The sequence below is a fragment of the Paraburkholderia sp. WS6 genome (genome assembly GCF_030464835.1).
In the GTDB taxonomy this organism is placed as follows: domain Bacteria; phylum Pseudomonadota; class Gammaproteobacteria; order Burkholderiales; family Burkholderiaceae; genus Paraburkholderia; species Paraburkholderia madseniana.
In genome coordinates this window covers 65,586-82,150 of the sequence record NZ_JALQCK010000003.1, presented here as the reverse complement: position 1 = coordinate 82,150, position 16,565 = coordinate 65,586, and the positions used below count along the sequence as shown (strand labels likewise).

Annotated in this window: 15 protein-coding genes; 11 read left to right on the top strand and 4 right to left on the bottom strand. The window is 62.1% G+C overall.

Annotation, left to right across the window (positions count from 1 at the left end; all coding sequences use genetic code 11):
- The first annotated feature begins 339 nt into the window (after positions 1-339).
- Together M0D64_RS04770 and M0D64_RS04765 are read left to right on the top strand one after the other, a co-directional pair.
- A complete protein-coding gene (locus M0D64_RS04770) occupies positions 340-1,488 on the top strand; it encodes a PotD/PotF family extracellular solute-binding protein (RefSeq protein ID WP_266256835.1) in 1,149 nt (382 codons plus the stop codon).
- Positions 1,488-3,293 carry a diguanylate cyclase gene (locus M0D64_RS04765; protein WP_266256833.1) on the top strand — a complete coding sequence of 602 codons (1,806 nt, stop codon included), beginning with the start codon at positions 1,488-1,490 and terminating at the stop codon, positions 3,291-3,293. The genes M0D64_RS04770 and M0D64_RS04765 overlap by 1 nt, the downstream gene beginning before the upstream one ends.
- A gap of 11 nt (positions 3,294-3,304) precedes the next feature.
- On the opposite strand, the gene M0D64_RS04760 is transcribed toward M0D64_RS04765, so the two are convergent.
- Positions 3,305-4,795: a mannitol dehydrogenase family protein gene (locus tag M0D64_RS04760; protein ID WP_266256832.1), complete on the bottom strand. Its 1,491-nt coding sequence runs from the start codon at positions 4,793-4,795 to the stop codon at positions 3,305-3,307.
- A gap of 239 nt (positions 4,796-5,034) precedes the next feature.
- Between M0D64_RS04760 and manD the strand changes: the two genes are divergently transcribed.
- From manD to M0D64_RS04720, 8 genes are all read left to right on the top strand, one after another.
- A complete protein-coding gene (manD, locus tag M0D64_RS04755) occupies positions 5,035-6,243 on the top strand; it encodes a D-mannonate dehydratase ManD (protein WP_211708317.1) in 1,209 nt (402 codons plus the stop codon).
- A 70-nt stretch (positions 6,244-6,313) separates the two neighbouring features.
- Positions 6,314-7,360 carry an L-idonate 5-dehydrogenase gene (locus M0D64_RS04750; RefSeq protein WP_266256831.1) on the top strand — a complete coding sequence of 349 codons (1,047 nt, stop codon included), beginning with the start codon at positions 6,314-6,316 and terminating at the stop codon, positions 7,358-7,360.
- Between the two features lie 112 nt (positions 7,361-7,472).
- On the top strand, positions 7,473-8,765 hold the full coding sequence (locus M0D64_RS04745) for an MFS transporter (RefSeq protein ID WP_266256830.1): 1,293 nt from the start codon (positions 7,473-7,475) through the stop codon (positions 8,763-8,765).
- Between the two features lie 96 nt (positions 8,766-8,861).
- On the top strand, positions 8,862-9,692 hold the full coding sequence (locus tag M0D64_RS04740; RefSeq protein WP_154564699.1) for a GntR family transcriptional regulator: 831 nt from the start codon (positions 8,862-8,864) through the stop codon (positions 9,690-9,692).
- Positions 9,693-10,978: 1,286 nt separating this feature from the next.
- Entirely contained in the window at positions 10,979-11,287 is a 309-nt protein-coding gene (locus tag M0D64_RS04735) for a hypothetical protein (RefSeq protein WP_233465006.1), read from the top strand.
- 14 nt (positions 11,288-11,301) lie between these two features.
- A complete protein-coding gene (locus M0D64_RS04730) occupies positions 11,302-11,652 on the top strand; it encodes a hypothetical protein (RefSeq protein ID WP_266256829.1) in 351 nt (116 codons plus the stop codon).
- A gap of 98 nt (positions 11,653-11,750) precedes the next feature.
- A complete protein-coding gene (locus M0D64_RS04725; protein WP_266239535.1) occupies positions 11,751-12,176 on the top strand; it encodes a lytic transglycosylase domain-containing protein in 426 nt (141 codons plus the stop codon).
- A 130-nt stretch (positions 12,177-12,306) separates the two neighbouring features.
- On the top strand, positions 12,307-13,314 hold the full coding sequence (locus M0D64_RS04720) for a lysylphosphatidylglycerol synthase transmembrane domain-containing protein (protein ID WP_266239492.1): 1,008 nt from the start codon (positions 12,307-12,309) through the stop codon (positions 13,312-13,314).
- Positions 13,315-13,390: 76 nt separating this feature from the next.
- Here M0D64_RS04720 and M0D64_RS04715 read toward each other — a convergent pair whose 3' ends face one another.
- On the bottom strand, positions 13,391-14,161 hold the full coding sequence (locus M0D64_RS04715; RefSeq protein ID WP_266239491.1) for a glycosyltransferase family 2 protein: 771 nt from the start codon (positions 14,159-14,161) through the stop codon (positions 13,391-13,393).
- 95 nt (positions 14,162-14,256) lie between these two features.
- Between M0D64_RS04715 and M0D64_RS04710 the strand changes: the two genes are divergently transcribed.
- Positions 14,257-14,547 carry a hypothetical protein gene (locus M0D64_RS04710; protein ID WP_097395939.1) on the top strand — a complete coding sequence of 97 codons (291 nt, stop codon included), beginning with the start codon at positions 14,257-14,259 and terminating at the stop codon, positions 14,545-14,547.
- An 8-nt stretch (positions 14,548-14,555) separates the two neighbouring features.
- Here M0D64_RS04710 and M0D64_RS04705 read toward each other — a convergent pair whose 3' ends face one another.
- Together M0D64_RS04705 and phnL are read right to left on the bottom strand one after the other, a co-directional pair.
- Positions 14,556-15,689 carry an alpha-D-ribose 1-methylphosphonate 5-triphosphate diphosphatase gene (locus M0D64_RS04705; protein ID WP_266256828.1) on the bottom strand — a complete coding sequence of 378 codons (1,134 nt, stop codon included), beginning with the start codon at positions 15,687-15,689 and terminating at the stop codon, positions 14,556-14,558.
- Positions 15,690-15,796: 107 nt separating this feature from the next.
- On the bottom strand, positions 15,797-16,564 hold the full coding sequence (gene phnL, locus M0D64_RS04700; RefSeq protein WP_266256827.1) for a phosphonate C-P lyase system protein PhnL: 768 nt from the start codon (positions 16,562-16,564) through the stop codon (positions 15,797-15,799).
- Position 16,565 lies beyond the last annotated feature (1 nt).

Sequence of the window (16,565 nt, the reverse complement as noted above, 5' to 3'; positions counted from 1 at the left end):
AGAATGGCGCTATTACCAGCGCTTATCGCAGACTATTACGGCGCCCGCGATTGTTTCAATTGCCTGTCGACGAGTTAAAGATTTCGCTTGAACAACCGTTAAATACAGATGAGCGTATTTGTTAAATCACACCTGACCGATTGTTTTTTCTCGATTGAGGCGGGGCCGGAACCAAAAATGCATGGCTTGGCGCTATGATCAACGCTCCGCACGGCTGCCTTTGCAGCGTTCGATCATGTCGGTATCTGTCTGAACAAAGTCATCGAGCACTACGCCCGCGATTAAATACCGCGCGCCTGTTTGCGTTCGTCTTAATGACCTTCTGCTAAGCGGTTGTATATGCACACGATTTCGATGGCAGACGAAATGCGCTGTTTCAAACCATCGCGCCGGAGCCGAACTGCAGTCGCAGCGGCACGCGCGAAGTCACTGCGCGGCCGCTGGTTTTCCGGGTTTTTGACATTACTGATAAACGCCGCTTTCTGCTGTAGCCTTTTGTCTTCAGCACCCGTCGTGGCCGCCGACAACGTTCTGCGTGTACTGGCATGGCCCGGTTATGCGGACGCCGACGTCGTCAAGACTTTCGAGGCGCGCTACAACGCGAAGGTCGAAGTCACGCTGGTCGATTCCGACGAGGCGCTATGGGCGCAGATGCATGCTCAGGGCACGCCGCAGTTCGATGTGCTCGCTGCGAATACTGCTGAAATCGAGCGCTATACCCGCGCGAATCTGCTGGCGCCGCTCGATCTGGCCAGTTTGCCGAATACGAAAAAACAGTTGCCGCGGTTTCAGGCGCTGTCGTCGATCGAAGGGCTGACCTCGGCAGGCAATGTGTACGCCATTCCATTCACGTACTCGTCGATGGGGCTGATCTATGACCGCAAGCAGATCGCCGTTGCGCCGCGCTCGATGCGCGAATTGTGGAACCCGCGCTATCGCGGCAAGGTTCTCGACTTCAATAGCGCCCAGCATAATTTCTCGTTCACCGCGCTGGCGCTGGGCTATCCCCATCCCTTCCAGCTCGACGCCACGCAGATGCGCGTGATCGCTCACAAGCTCGTCGATCTGCGCCGCAACCTGCTGACCTATTACACGCTGCCTGAAGAAGCGACCGCGTTCTTCATCCAGCATAAAGTTGCCTTGATGTTCGGTAACTACGGCACCCAGCAGGTTGAATCGTTGCGCCGCGCCGGCGCCGACGTGGGCTACGTGATTCCCGACGAAGGGGTGCTCGCCTGGCTGGACTGCTGGTCGATGACGCGAACCGCCAAGGATCGCCCGCTCGCCCTTGCGTGGATCAACTACATGCTCGAACCGGACGTCAGTGCGTTGCTGACGCAACGCCAGGGGCTCGCCAACACGTTGACGGCGCCGGCGGAGAACAGCGACAAGGCGCATATCGTCTGGATCGGCCCGGTGGAAGATATTCAGCGGCGCGAAGACCTGTGGAGCAGAATCGTGTCCGGCGACAGGTCGGAGCGTTTTTGATGATGCGCCCCGGCTTGACATTCAAGTTATCGATTCTGCTTGCGTGCATTGGCGTGCTCGCGTCCGGTGCGACCGGTTATTACACGTATCGTGCCAACCGTACGATGCTCGTGAACGAAGCTGGACACAGCCTGCTGACTTCAACGGAGCTGTTGGGCCAGCGCTTTTCCGTGGCGATCGACGATGTTGCCGCAGACGCGCTGGTGCTCGCGAGCTTGCCGTCTTTGGCGGACGTCGCGCGGACCGACGACGGCGTTGGCGCGAATGCGCCGCGCGAACAACTGGCGCAGGTGTATGCCAGCTTCATGGTTCACCACCCCGAGTACCTGCAGATTCGTTTCATTACTCGCAAGCACTTCGGACTCGAGCTGATCCGTTTCGACCGCGATGCGGACGGCCTGGTGCGGGTCGAAGGGAACAACCTGCAGGAAAAAGGCCAGTTTGCGTATGTGTTCGACACGCTGGCGTTCTCGCCCGGACGCATTTACACCTCGCCGATCGCGGTGAACCACGAGTACGGCACACATGCCGCCGAGGGCAAACCGACACTGCGGCTCGGCACACCTGTGGCGGACGCGAGTGGCGCAGTGGTGGGCGTCGTGATTATCGATATCGATCTGGCCGGACTGCTCAACCGTTTGCAGAGCGATTTGCCGAGCGACTATCAGGTTTATCTTGCCAACGAATGGGGTGATTTTCTGGTCCATCCGGATGCCTCGAAAACGTTCGGCTTCGACAAGGGCCGCCGCGTTCTGATGCAGGACAGCTTTTCCGCTACCAGGCCGCTCTTCGATCTGTCAGAAAGCGAAGTTCTGCTGGACGGTCTCGAGCGGCCGAGGCAGGCGGCCGGTCAGGTGCTTGCTTTCGTGCGCAGACCGTTCGGCGCATCCGAAGGCAACCGTTTTATCGTGATCGGCCTCGCCAAGCCGCTCGAGGATGTATTGTCCGGCGCCACCCAACTGGGTAACAGAATCATTCGCATGGTGTTGATCTTCAGCGTGCTGGCGCTGTTCCTCGCGATTCTGTTTGCGCGCGCCCTGACCAAGCCTTTGCACATTCTCGCGTATGCGGCGACGCATCTGTTCGCCGAGCACGCAATGGAAACGCTGCCGCTCAAACGTACCGACGAGATCGGCATACTCGCGCGCTGCTTCGATCGTCTGCGCCGGGAAATCAAGTCGCAAATGGATGTGCTGCATAACAAGCAACGAGAGCTCGTGCATCTCGCCACGCACGACGGGTTGACCGGCCTGCCGAACCGCATGTTGTTCATGCAGAAGCTCGAGGCGGCGATCGGGGAAGCGACACGGCGTCAGGAAGGGCTTGCCGTGCTGTTCGTCGACCTCGACCGCTTCAAGCAGATCAACGACCAGTTCGGCCATTCGATTGGTGACAAGGTGCTCGCCGCGGTGGCGCAGCGGCTGAAGCAGGTGCTCTGCAGCGCGGATGTCGCCGCGCGCCTCGGCGGCGACGAGTTCATCGTGTTGGTCGAGGGGCCGCGCTCCGCGGAGGCCGCACCAGGGATTGCCTCGCGCATCATGGCGGCGCTGAACGAAGAATTGCTGATCGACGGACAAAGCATGACGGTGGGCGCGAGCATCGGCATCAGCCAGTTTCCGGACGATAGCGCCACGGTGGAGGAGTTGCTGCTCCACGCCGACGCGGCGATGTATGCGGCCAAAGCCGGTGGACGGTGTGGCTATCTGCGCTACCAGGATGTGCTGGCGGCGCGTAAGCGGGAGCAGGAACAGGAGCAGGCGAGCGAAGGCGCAACGCAAGGCCGTGAGGCGGAGCCGACCGCCTGACACGCCGAATTTCATTGCAATGCCGCAATGGCCCCTCGCGCACCGTTTTCGTGAAGCAACTGCAATGCGTGTCGAAGCGCTTTTCTGAACTCGGGAAGGGCGGCCAGATCTGCCGGAAACACTTCACGCACAGTCAGTAGCGCGTCCATCAGCGCCTGCGGCTCACCTTGCGCAGATGCCGCGAGCGCCTTTAATCTGCCGGCCAGCGGATCGCTGATTTCGTAACCCGTGCCGTCGTCCGCGTGGCCGCGCAAAAACATCATCCAGGCCGCTATCGCCAGCGCGAGACGCGTGAACGGTTGACCCGCGCCGATCCGCGCCGCAATCGTGGCGAGCAGACGCGGTGGAATCTTCTGGCTGCCATCCATCGCGATCTGCGCGCAGCGATGTTTCAGCGCCGGATTCGCGTAGCGCTCGAGCAGTGCGTCCCGATAGGCGGCCAGGTCGAATGATGCGGGCACGGTTAGCGTTGGCGCGATTTCTTCCGTCATCATCGCGTGGATGAGATTGCGCATGGCGGGGTGGGAGATCGCTGCATCGATCGTCTCGAAGCCGCCGAGCATCGACAGATAGGCCAGCGTCGAGTGCGTGCCGTTCAGCATGCGTAGCTTCGCCAGTTCGAAGGGCGTGACGTCCTCGACGAGTTGCGCGCCGACTGCGTCCCATGCGGGACGTCCCCCGGCAAAACGATCTTCAATGACCCATTGCCGGAACGGCTCGCATGGCACCGGTGCGGCATCCGCATAAACGATTGCGTGGGCTACGGTGATGCGTTCGGCGTCGGTGGTGGCCGGCACGATACGGTCGACCATCGTCGATGGAAACGCAACGTGGGCGGCGATCCAGTCGGCCAGCTCGGGATCGCGTTGCCGCGCGAACGAACAGACCACCTGGCGCAGCGCGGCGCCGTTATGGGAAAGGTTGTCGCACGAGAGCACCGTGAACGGTTTGCCGTGCGCACCGTCGCGCCGCTCGCGCAATGCCGCGACGAGGATGCCTGGCACCGTGCGCGGTTCGAGCGGGTTGGCCAGATCGTGTGCAACGGCGGGATCGTCCAGCGCGACCTCGCCGGTTTTCGGGTCGCGGCAGTAGCCTTTTTCCGTGACGGTCAGCGAGACGATCTGAACCAGCGGATCCGCGAGGCGCGCGAACAGGGCGGCGCGATCGTGCGGCATGGCCAGCACTTCGCGCAGCGCACGCACGACCGTCACCTTGGCACCATGCGGCCCGCGTTCAACCACGCTATACAAGCCTTGCTGCTCCATCAGCGCGTCGCGCTTGCCGACATCGCCTTGCAGCGTGACGCCGCAAATACCCCAGTCGCCGCCTGCGGCAAGCATAGCCTCTTCCGTGTAGAGGGCTTGATGTGCGCGATGGAAGTTGCCAATCCCCAGATGAACGATGCCGATGCGCGGCTCCTGCCATTGCGGTGACAGCAGATGCGTTTGCAGCGTGGGCAGTGCTTGGCGGACGAGGCGAGGCAAGGTAGCTACAGAAATCATGTGACGAATTCCAGGTGGCGGAAAGGCTTCAGACCGACGCCGTTCAACGGGAAAACCCTGATTTGACGTGTCGCTATACTTGTATGGTAGCATCGTTCAAACGGTTTGAGACAGGTTGACGAGTGCGATTTTCCACTTCATTTTCCACTTCAACCGGCACTCAAAATCGACATGAAAAACAGCCAGTCGCATGCCGCCGTTGTGCGCGGTTCGCTACTCGCCTCTGCAAGGAAGAAGTCATGAAGATCGTTCGCGCCGACGTGATCGTCACGTGCCCGGGCCGCAATTTCGTCACATTGAAAATCGTCACGGACGAAGGGGTATACGGCATCGGCGATGCAACGCTGAACGGCCGCGAACTCGCAGTCGCTTCGTATCTGAAAGACCACGTGTGCCCGTTGCTGATCGGCCGCGATCCCGGTCGTATCGAAGACACCTGGCAGTACCTCTACAAAGGCGCGTACTGGCGCCGCGGCCCTGTCACGATGTCGGCGATCGCCGCGGTGGATATGGCGCTGTGGGACATTCTCGGCAAGGTAACGGGCATGCCGCTGTACAAGCTGCTCGGCGGCGCCTCGCGGGAAGGCGTAATGGTGTACGGCCACGCGACCGGCCGCGACATTCCCGAAGCGCTCGACCGTTACGCGGAACACATCGAAGCCGGCTATCAGGCCATTCGCATTCAATGCGGTGTGCCGAATATGCGCTCGGTGTATGGCGTGTCGAAAGGCAGCGGCATGTACGAGCCGGCCACCAAGGGCGCGGTGGAGGAGCAGAGCTGGTCGTCGGAAAAGTATCTCGACTTCGTACCCAAGCTCTTTGAAGCGGTGCGCGACAAATTCGGCTTCGATACGCATTTGCTGCATGACGTCCACCACCGTCTGACGCCGATCGAAGCCGCGCGTCTCGGCAAATCGGTCGAGCCGTATCGCCTGTTCTGGATGGAAGACCCGACGCCTGCGGAAAACCAGGCGGGCTTCCGGCTGATTCGCGAACATACGGTCACGCCGATCGCTGTCGGCGAAGTCTTCAACAGCATCTGGGATTGCAAACAGTTGATCGAGGAACAATTGATCGACTATATCCGCGCAACCTTGACGCACGCAGGCGGTATTACGCATCTGCGGCGCATTGCGGATTTTGCGTCGCTGTACCAGGTGCGAACCGGTTGTCATGGGCCGTCGGATCTGTCGCCAGTGTGCATGGGCGCGGCGCTGCACTTCGATCTGTGGGTGCCGAATTTCGGCGTGCAGGAATACATGGGCTTTCCACCAGAAGCGCTCGACGTATTCCCGCATGCATGGCGCTTCGAGCGCGGCATGATGCATCCCGGCGAAGCCCCGGGCCATGGCGTCGATATCGACGAAGCAGCGGCCGCTCGGTATCCCTACGACCCCGCATATTTGCCGGTCGCCCGTCTCGAAGACGGAACGCTGTGGAACTGGTGAGCTGATTTTGCTTCTTCAACTTCTTTCGCGCAGCACTGAGCGCGAGACCTTTGTCATACCGGAGTCTTTCATGCTCGCAGCCGTGCTTCACGAACCCAAACTGATCCGCATCGACGAAGTCGAGCCGCCTGTACCCGGCCCCGGCCAGGTGCGAGTACGCGTGCGCGCCGGCGGCATTTGCGGCTCCGATCTGTCGTACTACTTCAAAGGCAAGAGCGGTGATTTCGCGGTGCGCGAGCCATTCGTGCTCGGACATGAAGTGGCCGGCGAGATCGATTCGCTCGGCGAGGGCGTGAGCGCGGAGAGTCGTCTGACACCCGGGCAGCGTGTTGCCGTCAATCCGGGACTCGCCTGTGGGACGTGCCGCTTTTGCATCGGCGGGATGCCGAATCATTGTCTGAACATGCGCTTCATGGGCAGTGCATCGACGTTCCCGCACACGCAAGGCATGTTCCGTCAGTACATCGTCGTCGCGGCTCGGCAATGCGTACCTGTGGCGGATGGCGTCGATTTTGCGCAGGCGTCGATGGCCGAGCCGCTTGCCGTTGCATTGCATGCGGTGAAGCAGGCGGGTTCGCTCGTCGGCGCGAGTGTCTTGCTGGTGGGTTGCGGGCCGATCGGTTGCATTCTGCTGAGCGTGGCGCGCCGCGCCGGTGCTCATCGCGTGGTCGCGCTGGATCTTTCGGATCGGGCGTTGCAGGTTGCGCAGCAACTCGGTGCGGATCAGATCGTGAACGCGACAGACAGCGCCACGATCGATCAATGGTCCGCGCAACGCGGCACGTTCGACGTGGTCATCGAGGCATCGGGCAGTCCCGCCGGACTCGATACGGCGCTGCGTGCGGCACGAGCCGGCGGTACGGTGATTCAGGTGGGCAATCTGCCGGCCGGCCAGTCGCCGGTGGCGGCGAACCTGGTGATGTCGAAGGAACTCCGCTATCAAGGCTCGTTCCGCTTTACCAGTGAATACGCCATCGCCGCCGATGAAATCGCCTCCGGCAAGGTCGACTTGCGACCGCTCATGACACATGCATTCGCGATGAGTGAAGCGAACCGTGCGTTCGAAGTGGCGCTCGACCGCTCGCAGTCGATGAAGGTGCATCTGAACTTCGATTGAACATCGCCCGTGGCATGAGGCGTTGCACGTGACCGCTGCGCCATACCAGGCCAATCCAGATACTTAAGCTATTCAAAACGCCCATCAAGAGGCGACCCGAAGGAGACACCTGATGATCAAGAGTCAACGCTGGTTTGTTGTCGCGCTACTGTTTCTGGCCGGCGTCATCAACTATCTCGACCGCGCGGCGCTGTCGATTGCCGCACCGTTGATCCAGAGAGACCTGCACTTCTCGCATGCGCAGTTGGGCATCGTGTTCAGCAGTTTTTTCATCGGCTATGCGCTGTTCAATTTTGTCGGCGGCGTGCTGTCGGACAAGGTCGGCGCGAAACGCGTATTCGGCACCGCGATGGGCGTGTGGTCGGTGTTCTGCGGCGCGACCGCGTTGGCCACCGGCATCGGTTCGCTGATCGTGCTGCGTGTGCTGTTCGGCATGGGCGAAGGTCCGTTCAGTTCGTCGAACAGCAAGATGGTCAATAACTGGTTCCCGCGCAAGGAGGTCGCGAGCGCGATTGGCGTGATCAGTTCGGGCACACCGCTCGGCGGCGCGCTGGCGGGGCCGGTGGTCGGCTTCATGGCGGTGCAGTTCGGCTGGCGCTGGGCCTTCGTCGCGATCATGACGCTCGGACTCTTGTGGCTCGTCTTGTGGGCGGCAACGACCACCGAACACCCGCACGAAAACTCGCGCGTTACGCCTGATGAGATCGAACTCATCCGCGCCGGACAGGCGGACGAGCATGCGATCGCGCATTCGGCCGACGGCGAGCGGCTCGGCCTGCGGCATTTCCTGAAGAAGCCGATCATTCTTGCGACGGCCTTCGCGTTCTTCTCATACAACTACGTGCTGTTTTTCTTCCTGTCGTGGTTCCCGACCTATCTGACCGAAGCGCATCACCTGAGCCTGCGCGACATGAGTTTCGCCACGGTGATTCCGTGGCTGCTCGGCAGTATCGGGCTCGCGGCGGGCGGCTTCATCTCGGACTTCATCTTGCGCCTGACCGGTAAGCCGCTGCTGTCGCGCAAGATCGTGCTGAGTACTTGTCTGGGCGCGGCGGCGGTGTGTGTCGCGTTGGCCGGGCGTGTTGCCAGTACTCAGGGGGCGGTCGCGCTGATGTCGGTGTCGATCTTCTTCCTGTATGTGACGGGCGCGGTGTATTGGGCCGTGATTCAGGACACCGTGCCGCGCGAACACGTCGGCGGCGCGGGCGGTTTTGTGCACTTGCTGGCGAATCTGGCCGGCGTGATCGGACCCGCGGTGACGGGCTTCATCGTCGAAGCGACGCACGGGAATTACGCTAGTGCGTTCGTGCTGGCGGGGGCGATTGCCGTGCTCGGCGCGCTGTGTTCGCTGGTGTGGATTCGCGAGCCGCGAGCGAGTGCCTTAAACATGAAACGTGCATGGTAGTATGGTGCGACACACTTTAGTGGATATCCTGGTGGGTATTCATGGTGTGCACCGTCTCCGTCGCTATTCATTCGTTGCTATCCGCTGCTTTACCCGATGCCGACCAAGAACCTCCACGCCAACGCGTCTTCTTTCTCCTCCGATGCCTCGCTTGCGTCCCGCACAAGGCGTCGCGCGAGCGTGCAGGCCGGCGCGCGTGTCGAACTGCCGGATCTGACCGCCAGCGTCTCGTTCGACTCGCATGAGCCGATCGGCAAGCAGATTTTCCGTGCGCTGCGTCAGGCAATTTTCGTCGGTCAACTGGTGCCGGGCACGCCGCTCTCGGAGAAGGAAGTGTCCGACATGTTTCAGGTGTCGCGGCAACCGGTGCGGGAGGCGTTCATCAAATTGGTGGAAGCAGGTGTGCTTCAGGTATTGCCGCAGCGCGGCACTTTCGTGAAGCGCATTTCGCCGCGCCAGGTGCGGGAAGGGCGTTTCATTCGCGAAGCGATCGAGACGGCGGTGGTGAAGAAGGCAGCCGTGTCGATCACGGACGAGCAGTTGCAGGCACTGGCCGACAACCTTCGCGACCAGAAGCTTGCGGCGAAATCGAACGACACCGCCGCCTTCCTCGCGCTCGACGAGGCGTTTCATTACGCGATCGCCCAGGCGATCGATTGCACGGCGGCATGGGAAACGATTCAGGACATCAAGGCGCAGATGGACCGGGTGCGCTACCTGAGCTTGCCCGACGTGTCACCGCTCGATCTGCTGATCAAGCAGCACGCGAAGATTCTGGCCGGCCTGCGCGCGCACGACCCGAGCGCGGCTGAAGAAGCGATGCGCAGTCACCTGCGCGAGATTCTGATGTCGCTTGGTCCGATTGCGGAGCGCAATCCGGCGTGGTTCGACGCGGATGAACCGGAGCGCGTGCCGCTGTCGACTTAGGCCGATGTGCGGGTAGGCCGCCGGCTTGCTCGCTTACGGAGAGGGTAGCCCCACTGCCTCTCGACAGCAGGGCCCCCGAAGAACCGTGCATGCGACTTTCGCCGCACACGGCTCGCGCACAGCATGAAACGTCACACTGACGCCGGTCTTGTCAAACTGCACAAGCCCTTCGCACGCGTCACCTCGTCGATTCATCTCATTGCTGAGACGAGGGCGCTGAACCGCAAACAGCCGGTCTCTCTCAAGCTGCCCCACGGCGAATCTAAAAAGTGGACCTGCGACAGCTGCACCACACGGAAGTCTGCACCCTTTCAGGTCGAGGCAAATCTTGAACCTCTATGCAGCCCGTTACAGGCTGCCATTCGCTTTCTCCGCGTTCTCATACCCGCTTCGTCAACAGCGCTCCTCACGGTTTGCCTGCCTTGATGGCTGTGTTCCGGAATCAAGGCGATGAATCGGGCTTACCACGTTCCCAGTCTTGCCGATTCGATTGTTCCCGAATCTATCCGTTTAGCGCCCGCCTCTTCCTCGGTAGCGATGATGACGACGTGCACCCAATGTGGAGGGGAGCAACCTGCTACGCACCGTTTGGTCAGGGCCTGACAGCAGCTTTGGCCCATCAGTCGTGACGAGGTTTATCGGCAGTTCACTTAAGTTGCGCATGCGGAACTTGCCTCGTCCCTGTACCGCGTCGCTGCTCGCAGTGCCGGTTCCTTGTCACCAAGGTGGACCGTCCATCGGAAGGGTACTTTGTCCCCGGAGCTTCACACCCGACGGTCTCCCGTCGCGCATGTCCAGGTAGGCAACTGTTGGTCGTACAACAGGTCACGGCTTCAACCTCCAAACTTCGACCGCTGAATGTGACAAGGCAAAAAAGAGCTTTACCATCTGCAGCATGCCGCATTACGCGCGGCTGACGGCGACACGTGTCGCACCCATATTACGGCCCTAGGCGTAGCCCCCCCGCTGCGCCAGCCAATTTCATGCACGCATAACCCGCGGAGCCCCGTCTCGCGGCGTCTCCAGCCCCCAATCATCAGACGATTTCAGTGGCAAAAACCCGAGGGAAGTTTGCCTCGATCGGTGCTTCGTCGAGCGCTGACGCAATCGTTTGCGCCGATCTTGAGGTAACTCTGTCTGATTTGCGCCAATGCGTTTTCGGCCTATCAACTTTTGATGTGGGTTTGCCGAAAACATCGTTACAGCAACGGGATTGACTGGAGACGGGTGTGAAGCGACAGGTGTGGTTTTTGGTAGCCGTTCTCGCGCTGGCCGGGTGCGCACAGATGCCTGCGCAGAATGCCGCGCACACGGACAAGGCGCCCAACGAAGTCATCAGCTTCGAGATTCCGCCGGATGCGCTCGGGGCGCATGACCCTCAACTCACCGCCGTGCTGACCAAGGCAGGCGCACTGGCCGCCGCGCAACAGCAGTCCACGGTCGTGCTGGTCACCGCGCTGGGTCAGGATTTCGCGTACCTGAACCAGGCGGTATGGAAGGGTGTGCCTGCGCAACGCATGTCGAAGGTGAGCTTCGAGAATCGAACCGCTGGCCTGGGTCAGCCCTATAGCGTGTCGATCAGGACGGTGCAATGAAGGAGGCCATCGCGATGCTTCGAATCACCTTACTTACCGTGGCCACGCTGCTCGCCGCGCCTGCTTTTGCGGGCTCACCGGGAACGGATCTGCAGTCGGCCGGAGCGTTTCCTGCCACGTTTCCTCCGGCGGCGGACAAGGTTTATCCACCGTTGCCAACGCTTGCGATGCTGCCACCGTCGAGCGGCAGCGATGATGACTTGCCTGTGAAGCCGACGACGCATCGAAAGAAGTCGCGTGCGCCGATCCAGACGCAGGAACGCAAAGGAGCGCCGATGCCGGCTGTCCGGCTCGTCGTGTCCGATGCTTCGCATACGTACCTCGACTCCGTGCAACGGCAAATCGATCTGGCGTTGGCCAAATAATTCGCCCGCGGCGTGGAGCTCGCCACTTTTGCCGCTATCAAGCGGAAGGATGAATCGTGTCCTTGAAACTCTTCTGTGCCGCGCTAGCGTGGCTGTCGATGTGCGGCGCGGCCTACGCGGCCGACGATTGCTTCAATGAGGCCGCAGCCTATCAGGGCGTCAATCCCTGGATATTGCGCGCGGTTGCATGGTACGAATCGAAGGGGGACCCGGACGCGATACACCAGAACGCGAACGGTTCGATCGACGTCGGCCAGTTGCAGATCAATTCGATTCATTTCGGTGACCTCGCGCGCGAGGGCGTACCGCACCGCGCATTGACCGATCCATGTGTGAACGTCTACGTGGCCGCGTGGCTGCTGAAGCAGAAGATGGTCAAATACGGCAATACCTGGCGCGCGATCGGCGCGTACCACTCGGAGTCCCCGAAGCAGCGTGACGCCTACGCCCGCAGCATCCAGCACGTGCTGGTCGGATGGGGGCAGTTGCTGCCCGCCCGCCAAACGCTAGTCGCCGATCGCTAGTCACGAAAACGCAGCTTCGCGTGGTTATCATGAGGCCCCCGGACGGCCTCGATTTCACGCACGGCGCGGCCTCATGCATGCTGCATCGTGCGGAGAAAGCGGGGCCAGGCTGTACTTGCTGAGGCCTTCGTTGATCAGATCACATACGCGTAAAGCGGCAGTGTTGGTGGCGCTTGCCGGTATCGGCCTCGCCGGCGGCGCGCCTTTCGTTCTCAATTCGCACGCGGCGTTCGCCGGGCTGCGTAACGTCTCTCTCTACGTATTCGCCGCGCTTGCCGCGAGTGCTGCGATCAGCGCGATGGCAAAAGCGGGCAAGCTGCATCTGATGCAGACCGCGCTCGGCTTCCGGGTCAGTTTCCTGCGCACGTTTGCCATTACGCTGGCTACCGATTTCGCGTTCCTGGCTTCTCCGTTGGGCGCGGCGGGCTACGGCGTCAACATCGGCCTGCTGCAGCGCGCCGGCGCATCCTGGTCGCTTGCGACGACGGTTGTCGGCGCGGATCAGGCGCTCGATCTCGCGTTCTTCACGACCGCCGTACCGGTGTCCCTGCTGTTTGCCTTCGGACCGTTGACGCAGGTGATTCCGCACGCGAGCGCGCCGCTTGTGTTCGGCGTGCTGGCCGGAGCCGCATGCCTCGTCGGTGTCTGCTGGATGAATCGCCGGCGCGTGGCGGCGACACTGGACGCCGCCGGCCGGCGCGTTCATTGGCTCAACGAGCGCCGCGCGAGATTGAGCCGGTTTTTCCATAGCGTTCGCCGGCAATGGCTGGAACTGGTCGCCGGACCCAAGTGGCGGCTTGCCGCGTTGTGTCTGCTCACGACGCTGCAGTGGTTGCTGCGCTACGGCGCACTCTGGTTTATCTTGCGCGAACTCGGTTACCGCCTGCCGTTGGGTTTCGTTCTGGCCGTGCAGGCCGTCGTGCTGCATGCCGCGTTGTGGACCGGCGTGCCCGCGGGTGGTGGCACCGGCGATATCGCTCTCGCTGCCGCATTCGCGAGTTGGGTGCCCCGCGCGGGCATCGCGACGGCGCTGGTGTTGTGGCGTTTCGCGACGCTTTACAGCCCTCTGGCGCTGGGCGCGGCAGGTTTCGTTGCGCTGGCAACGAGGGGGCGCAACCCACTGTCGGCCGCCGACTGAAACCTCGAGGGCCGGGCTGGAACGGCACAGCGCGGCACAGTGCGGCTCACGGCGTTCGCCAGCTTCGGTAAGCGCTTCAGCGCGGACTATCGGTATCGGGCACTTTGCGCATGCGTGCCGCAAAACTCGCGCGTGAGTCCTGCTCACTGCGTAAGCGAAGCATTTGAAAGGTCTGTGAAATCAGCGCGAGCGGATAGACCGCCTTCAGGAGGTCGGCGATCATGCGCCATTCCGCACGCATGCCTTTCCAGTAACCGAGTTTCTCGGTTTTGCGAGCCTGCGTGACGTGTGGCCAGTGAGTCACCGCAATCGGCAGACGGCGCGCGATGATGCGGCGGTTCATGAACACTTCGACCCCGAAGCGCGGCAAGCCGTGAACCTCCTGCAGGACTTCGCTTAGCAGCGCTTTTTTGACCACGCGCTCGCCGGAGACGAAATCGAGGCCGATGGCGCGGAATGCCAGCAGGCTGTTCTGGCGCAGGCTCATGCTCACTTGCGCGCTGCCTTGCAGGACAGGCAGGGCGAGCGCGCTGATGCTCTCGGCCGTCAGACCCTTCAGGTCGGCATCGAGCAGCATCAACAGTTCGCCACGCGCGGCGGCGATCCCGGTTGCCATGGCGGCGCTTTTACCGCGGTTCTCGGCGCACCGGATCAGCCGCGCCGACGCGAAACGCTCGACCACGTCGGCGGTGCCGTCGGTCGAACCATCGTCCACCACGATGACTTCGTCGAGCAAAGGATGCGCGCAGGCCACGGCCAGCACCGTGCCGATGCGGGGCGCCTCGTTGTACGCGCAAATGACGCAGGAGATTCGTGGAGCAGGTCTGAGCGGGGCGCGAGCGGTCATGTAAAGGGCAGTAAAGATCAACAATGGTGCGCTGCAGCACAATGCGTGTTTTTCAGCTATAGTCAGGGCACGGCATATGTCCAGAGAGGTACAGAATGTACGACGCCGAAATCGCCGCCACCCTCCTGAATCGTTGGGCCACACGTTCGTCAACGACTGACTTCGACGTCTACCTCGAGTTGTTGCGCGAAGGCAATCTCAGTTTCACCTACCAATCCGGTCACGTGCGCGACGCCGGCATTGAAGAGGGGAGCGCATTCAATATCGAATCCCTGGTATTCGGCGACGGCTCGCGCACCTTGCGCGTCGAAGCGCCTGACCAGACACCCCGCTGGACGCGCTGGGCCGCGGTGGAACCACTGCTGCCCGTCACCAGCGAGGCCTGAGAACATCGTCAGACGATCCGTGCCCCGGCGCGATACGTCGCGCGCGGCACCGGCAACGCGTCGAGCATCGTGACGCGCACGAAGTCCGCGCGCAAACCCGCTTCGATCGCCCCGCGGTCATGCAGCCCCGCCGTGCGGGCCGGCTCGGCCGAAACCGTCGCCATGGCGCGCGGCAGGGTCCAGCCGGCCTTGCTCACCAGGTCGAACACAGCCGTCATCAAACTGGACGGCACGTAATCCGAGGACAGGATATCGAGCAAGTCCGCCTTCGCCAGTTCGAGGGCCGACACGTTGCCCGAATGCGAGCCGCCGCGCACGATATTCGGCGCCCCCATGATGGTCGAAATGCCATGCTCGCGTGCCGCCTCGGCGGCGATGCGGGTGGTCGGAAATTCGGCCAGCACGATGCCTTCGGCCTTGGCCTGTTCGACGTGTTCGATCAGCGTGTCGTCATGGCTCGCCACGGGAATGCCGAGCCGGTTGCAGCGTGCCACGATCTCGCGGCGGTGCGCGTCGGCGTAACGTTCCTGTTCGACGGACAGTTCGACCAAGGCGGTCGCCACGTGTTCGTCAGTCAGCTTGCCGTTGCGCTCCTGGAAGCGGCGCCATTGTTCGCGGTCGTGCCATTGACGTTGGCCGGGCGTGTGATCCATTACCGAGGCGAGCCGCAGCAACGGATGCGTGCACAACGAATCGAACAACTCGACCACGTCGGCGGTGGCGATTTCGCAGCGCAGATGCAGAAAGTGTTCGGCGCGCAGCAGCTTGCGCTCCGAGAAGCGCGTGAGGGATGCGGCACATTGCATTTGCATATCGCGGCCGCGCAGCCCTACGTTCGAGCGCGAACCGATCGCGAGGGCATCGAACACCGTGGTGATGCCGGCCGCCGCCACTTGCGCGTCGTGGATCACAAAGGCGGCATCGGTATTCCATTGCACGCCCGGACGCGGCACCAGATGCTTCTCGAGGTTGTCCGTGTGCAGTTCGATCAGACCCGGCAACAGATAGTCGCCTTCCCAATCTTCCGCTTCGCGCGCCGAGGTCGTGCCACGCTCGACGTCGCGAATCACGCCGTCTTCGATGCGTATCACACCGGTAAATACTTCGTCTCGCGTCACGATGCGAGCGTTCCTGATCAACATCGTCTTGCTCCGTAGTCTGTCCTGAGTGTTGCAGTTGAGTGCTTCGACTCGCTGCTTCGACTCAAGGTTTCAGCTCAGTGGTTTAGTTTAGTGCCGTTTCGTGTCAATTAATGGCGTAACGGCGGCTGGAGTTCAAGACGGCGTGTAGCCACCTTGTTGCGGGTATCTTCGTCGTGAAAGATGCCGACGATCGCCGCGCCGCGCTCACGCGCTTCGACGATCAGATCGGCGACCACGTCGCGGTTTTCCGCGTCGAGCGAGGCCGTGGGCTCGTCGAGCAGCAGCAGCGGATGCCCGGCGATCAAACCGCGGGCGATGTTCACGCGCTGCTGTTCGCCGCCGGAGAAGGTGGCGGGCGCGAGCGACCACAGTCGCTCGGGCACGTTCAACCTCGCCAGCAGGGCTGCTGCACGCGCACGGGCTTCGTCTTCGGCCACGCCGCGCGACAGCAGCGGTTCGGCGACGAGCGTCAGCGTCGGCACGCGCGGAATCACGCGCAGAAACTGGCTGACGTAGCCGACCACGCCGCGGCGCAGGCGCAACACGTCGTGCGGCTCGGCGCCGGTGATCGACACCGGCGGCCCGTCATCCGCCGCCGCATCGCGGATGGCAATCGAGCCCGCGCTGGCCGGGTAGTTGCCGTACAGACAGCGCAGCAGCGTACTCTTGCCCGCGCCCGAAGGTCCGATCAGCACGACGCACTCGCCGCGCTCGACATCGAGCGACACGCCCGCGAGCGCTTCGATCTGCACGCCGCCCTGGCCGTGCAGCGTGAAGGTCTTGCCGATGCCGACCGCGCGCAGCATCAGTGCATTGTTCTCGATGAACGCGCGTTCGGTGGCGTGGAATTCCCTGCTTGTTTCAATGGATCGCATT

What these genes read in the sequence shown, in the direction of transcription:
- M0D64_RS04725 (WP_266239535.1), top strand. Translation starts at nt 11,751, where the DNA reads ATGTGCGGCGCGGCCTACGCGGCCGACGATTGCTTCAATGAGGCCGCA.
- M0D64_RS04760 (WP_266256832.1), bottom strand. Translation starts at nt 4,795, where the DNA reads ATGATTTCTGTAGCTACCTTGCCTCGCCTCGTCCGCCAAGCACTGCCC.
- M0D64_RS04765 (WP_266256833.1), top strand. Translation starts at nt 1,488, where the DNA reads ATGATGCGCCCCGGCTTGACATTCAAGTTATCGATTCTGCTTGCGTGC.
- M0D64_RS04705 (WP_266256828.1), bottom strand. Translation starts at nt 15,689, where the DNA reads ATGTTGATCAGGAACGCTCGCATCGTGACGCGAGACGAAGTATTTACC.
- phnL (WP_266256827.1), bottom strand. Translation starts at nt 16,564, where the DNA reads ATGCGATCCATTGAAACAAGCAGGGAATTCCACGCCACCGAACGCGCG.
- M0D64_RS04710 (WP_097395939.1), top strand. Translation starts at nt 14,257, where the DNA reads ATGTACGACGCCGAAATCGCCGCCACCCTCCTGAATCGTTGGGCCACA.
- M0D64_RS04730 (WP_266256829.1), top strand. Translation starts at nt 11,302, where the DNA reads ATGCTTCGAATCACCTTACTTACCGTGGCCACGCTGCTCGCCGCGCCT.
- M0D64_RS04750 (WP_266256831.1), top strand. Translation starts at nt 6,314, where the DNA reads ATGCTCGCAGCCGTGCTTCACGAACCCAAACTGATCCGCATCGACGAA.
- M0D64_RS04770 (WP_266256835.1), top strand. Translation starts at nt 340, where the DNA reads ATGCACACGATTTCGATGGCAGACGAAATGCGCTGTTTCAAACCATCG.
- manD (WP_211708317.1), top strand. Translation starts at nt 5,035, where the DNA reads ATGAAGATCGTTCGCGCCGACGTGATCGTCACGTGCCCGGGCCGCAAT.
- M0D64_RS04715 (WP_266239491.1), bottom strand. Translation starts at nt 14,161, where the DNA reads ATGACCGCTCGCGCCCCGCTCAGACCTGCTCCACGAATCTCCTGCGTC.
- M0D64_RS04735 (WP_233465006.1), top strand. Translation starts at nt 10,979, where the DNA reads ATGCCTGCGCAGAATGCCGCGCACACGGACAAGGCGCCCAACGAAGTC.
- M0D64_RS04745 (WP_266256830.1), top strand. Translation starts at nt 7,473, where the DNA reads ATGATCAAGAGTCAACGCTGGTTTGTTGTCGCGCTACTGTTTCTGGCC.
- M0D64_RS04740 (WP_154564699.1), top strand. Translation starts at nt 8,862, where the DNA reads ATGCCGACCAAGAACCTCCACGCCAACGCGTCTTCTTTCTCCTCCGAT.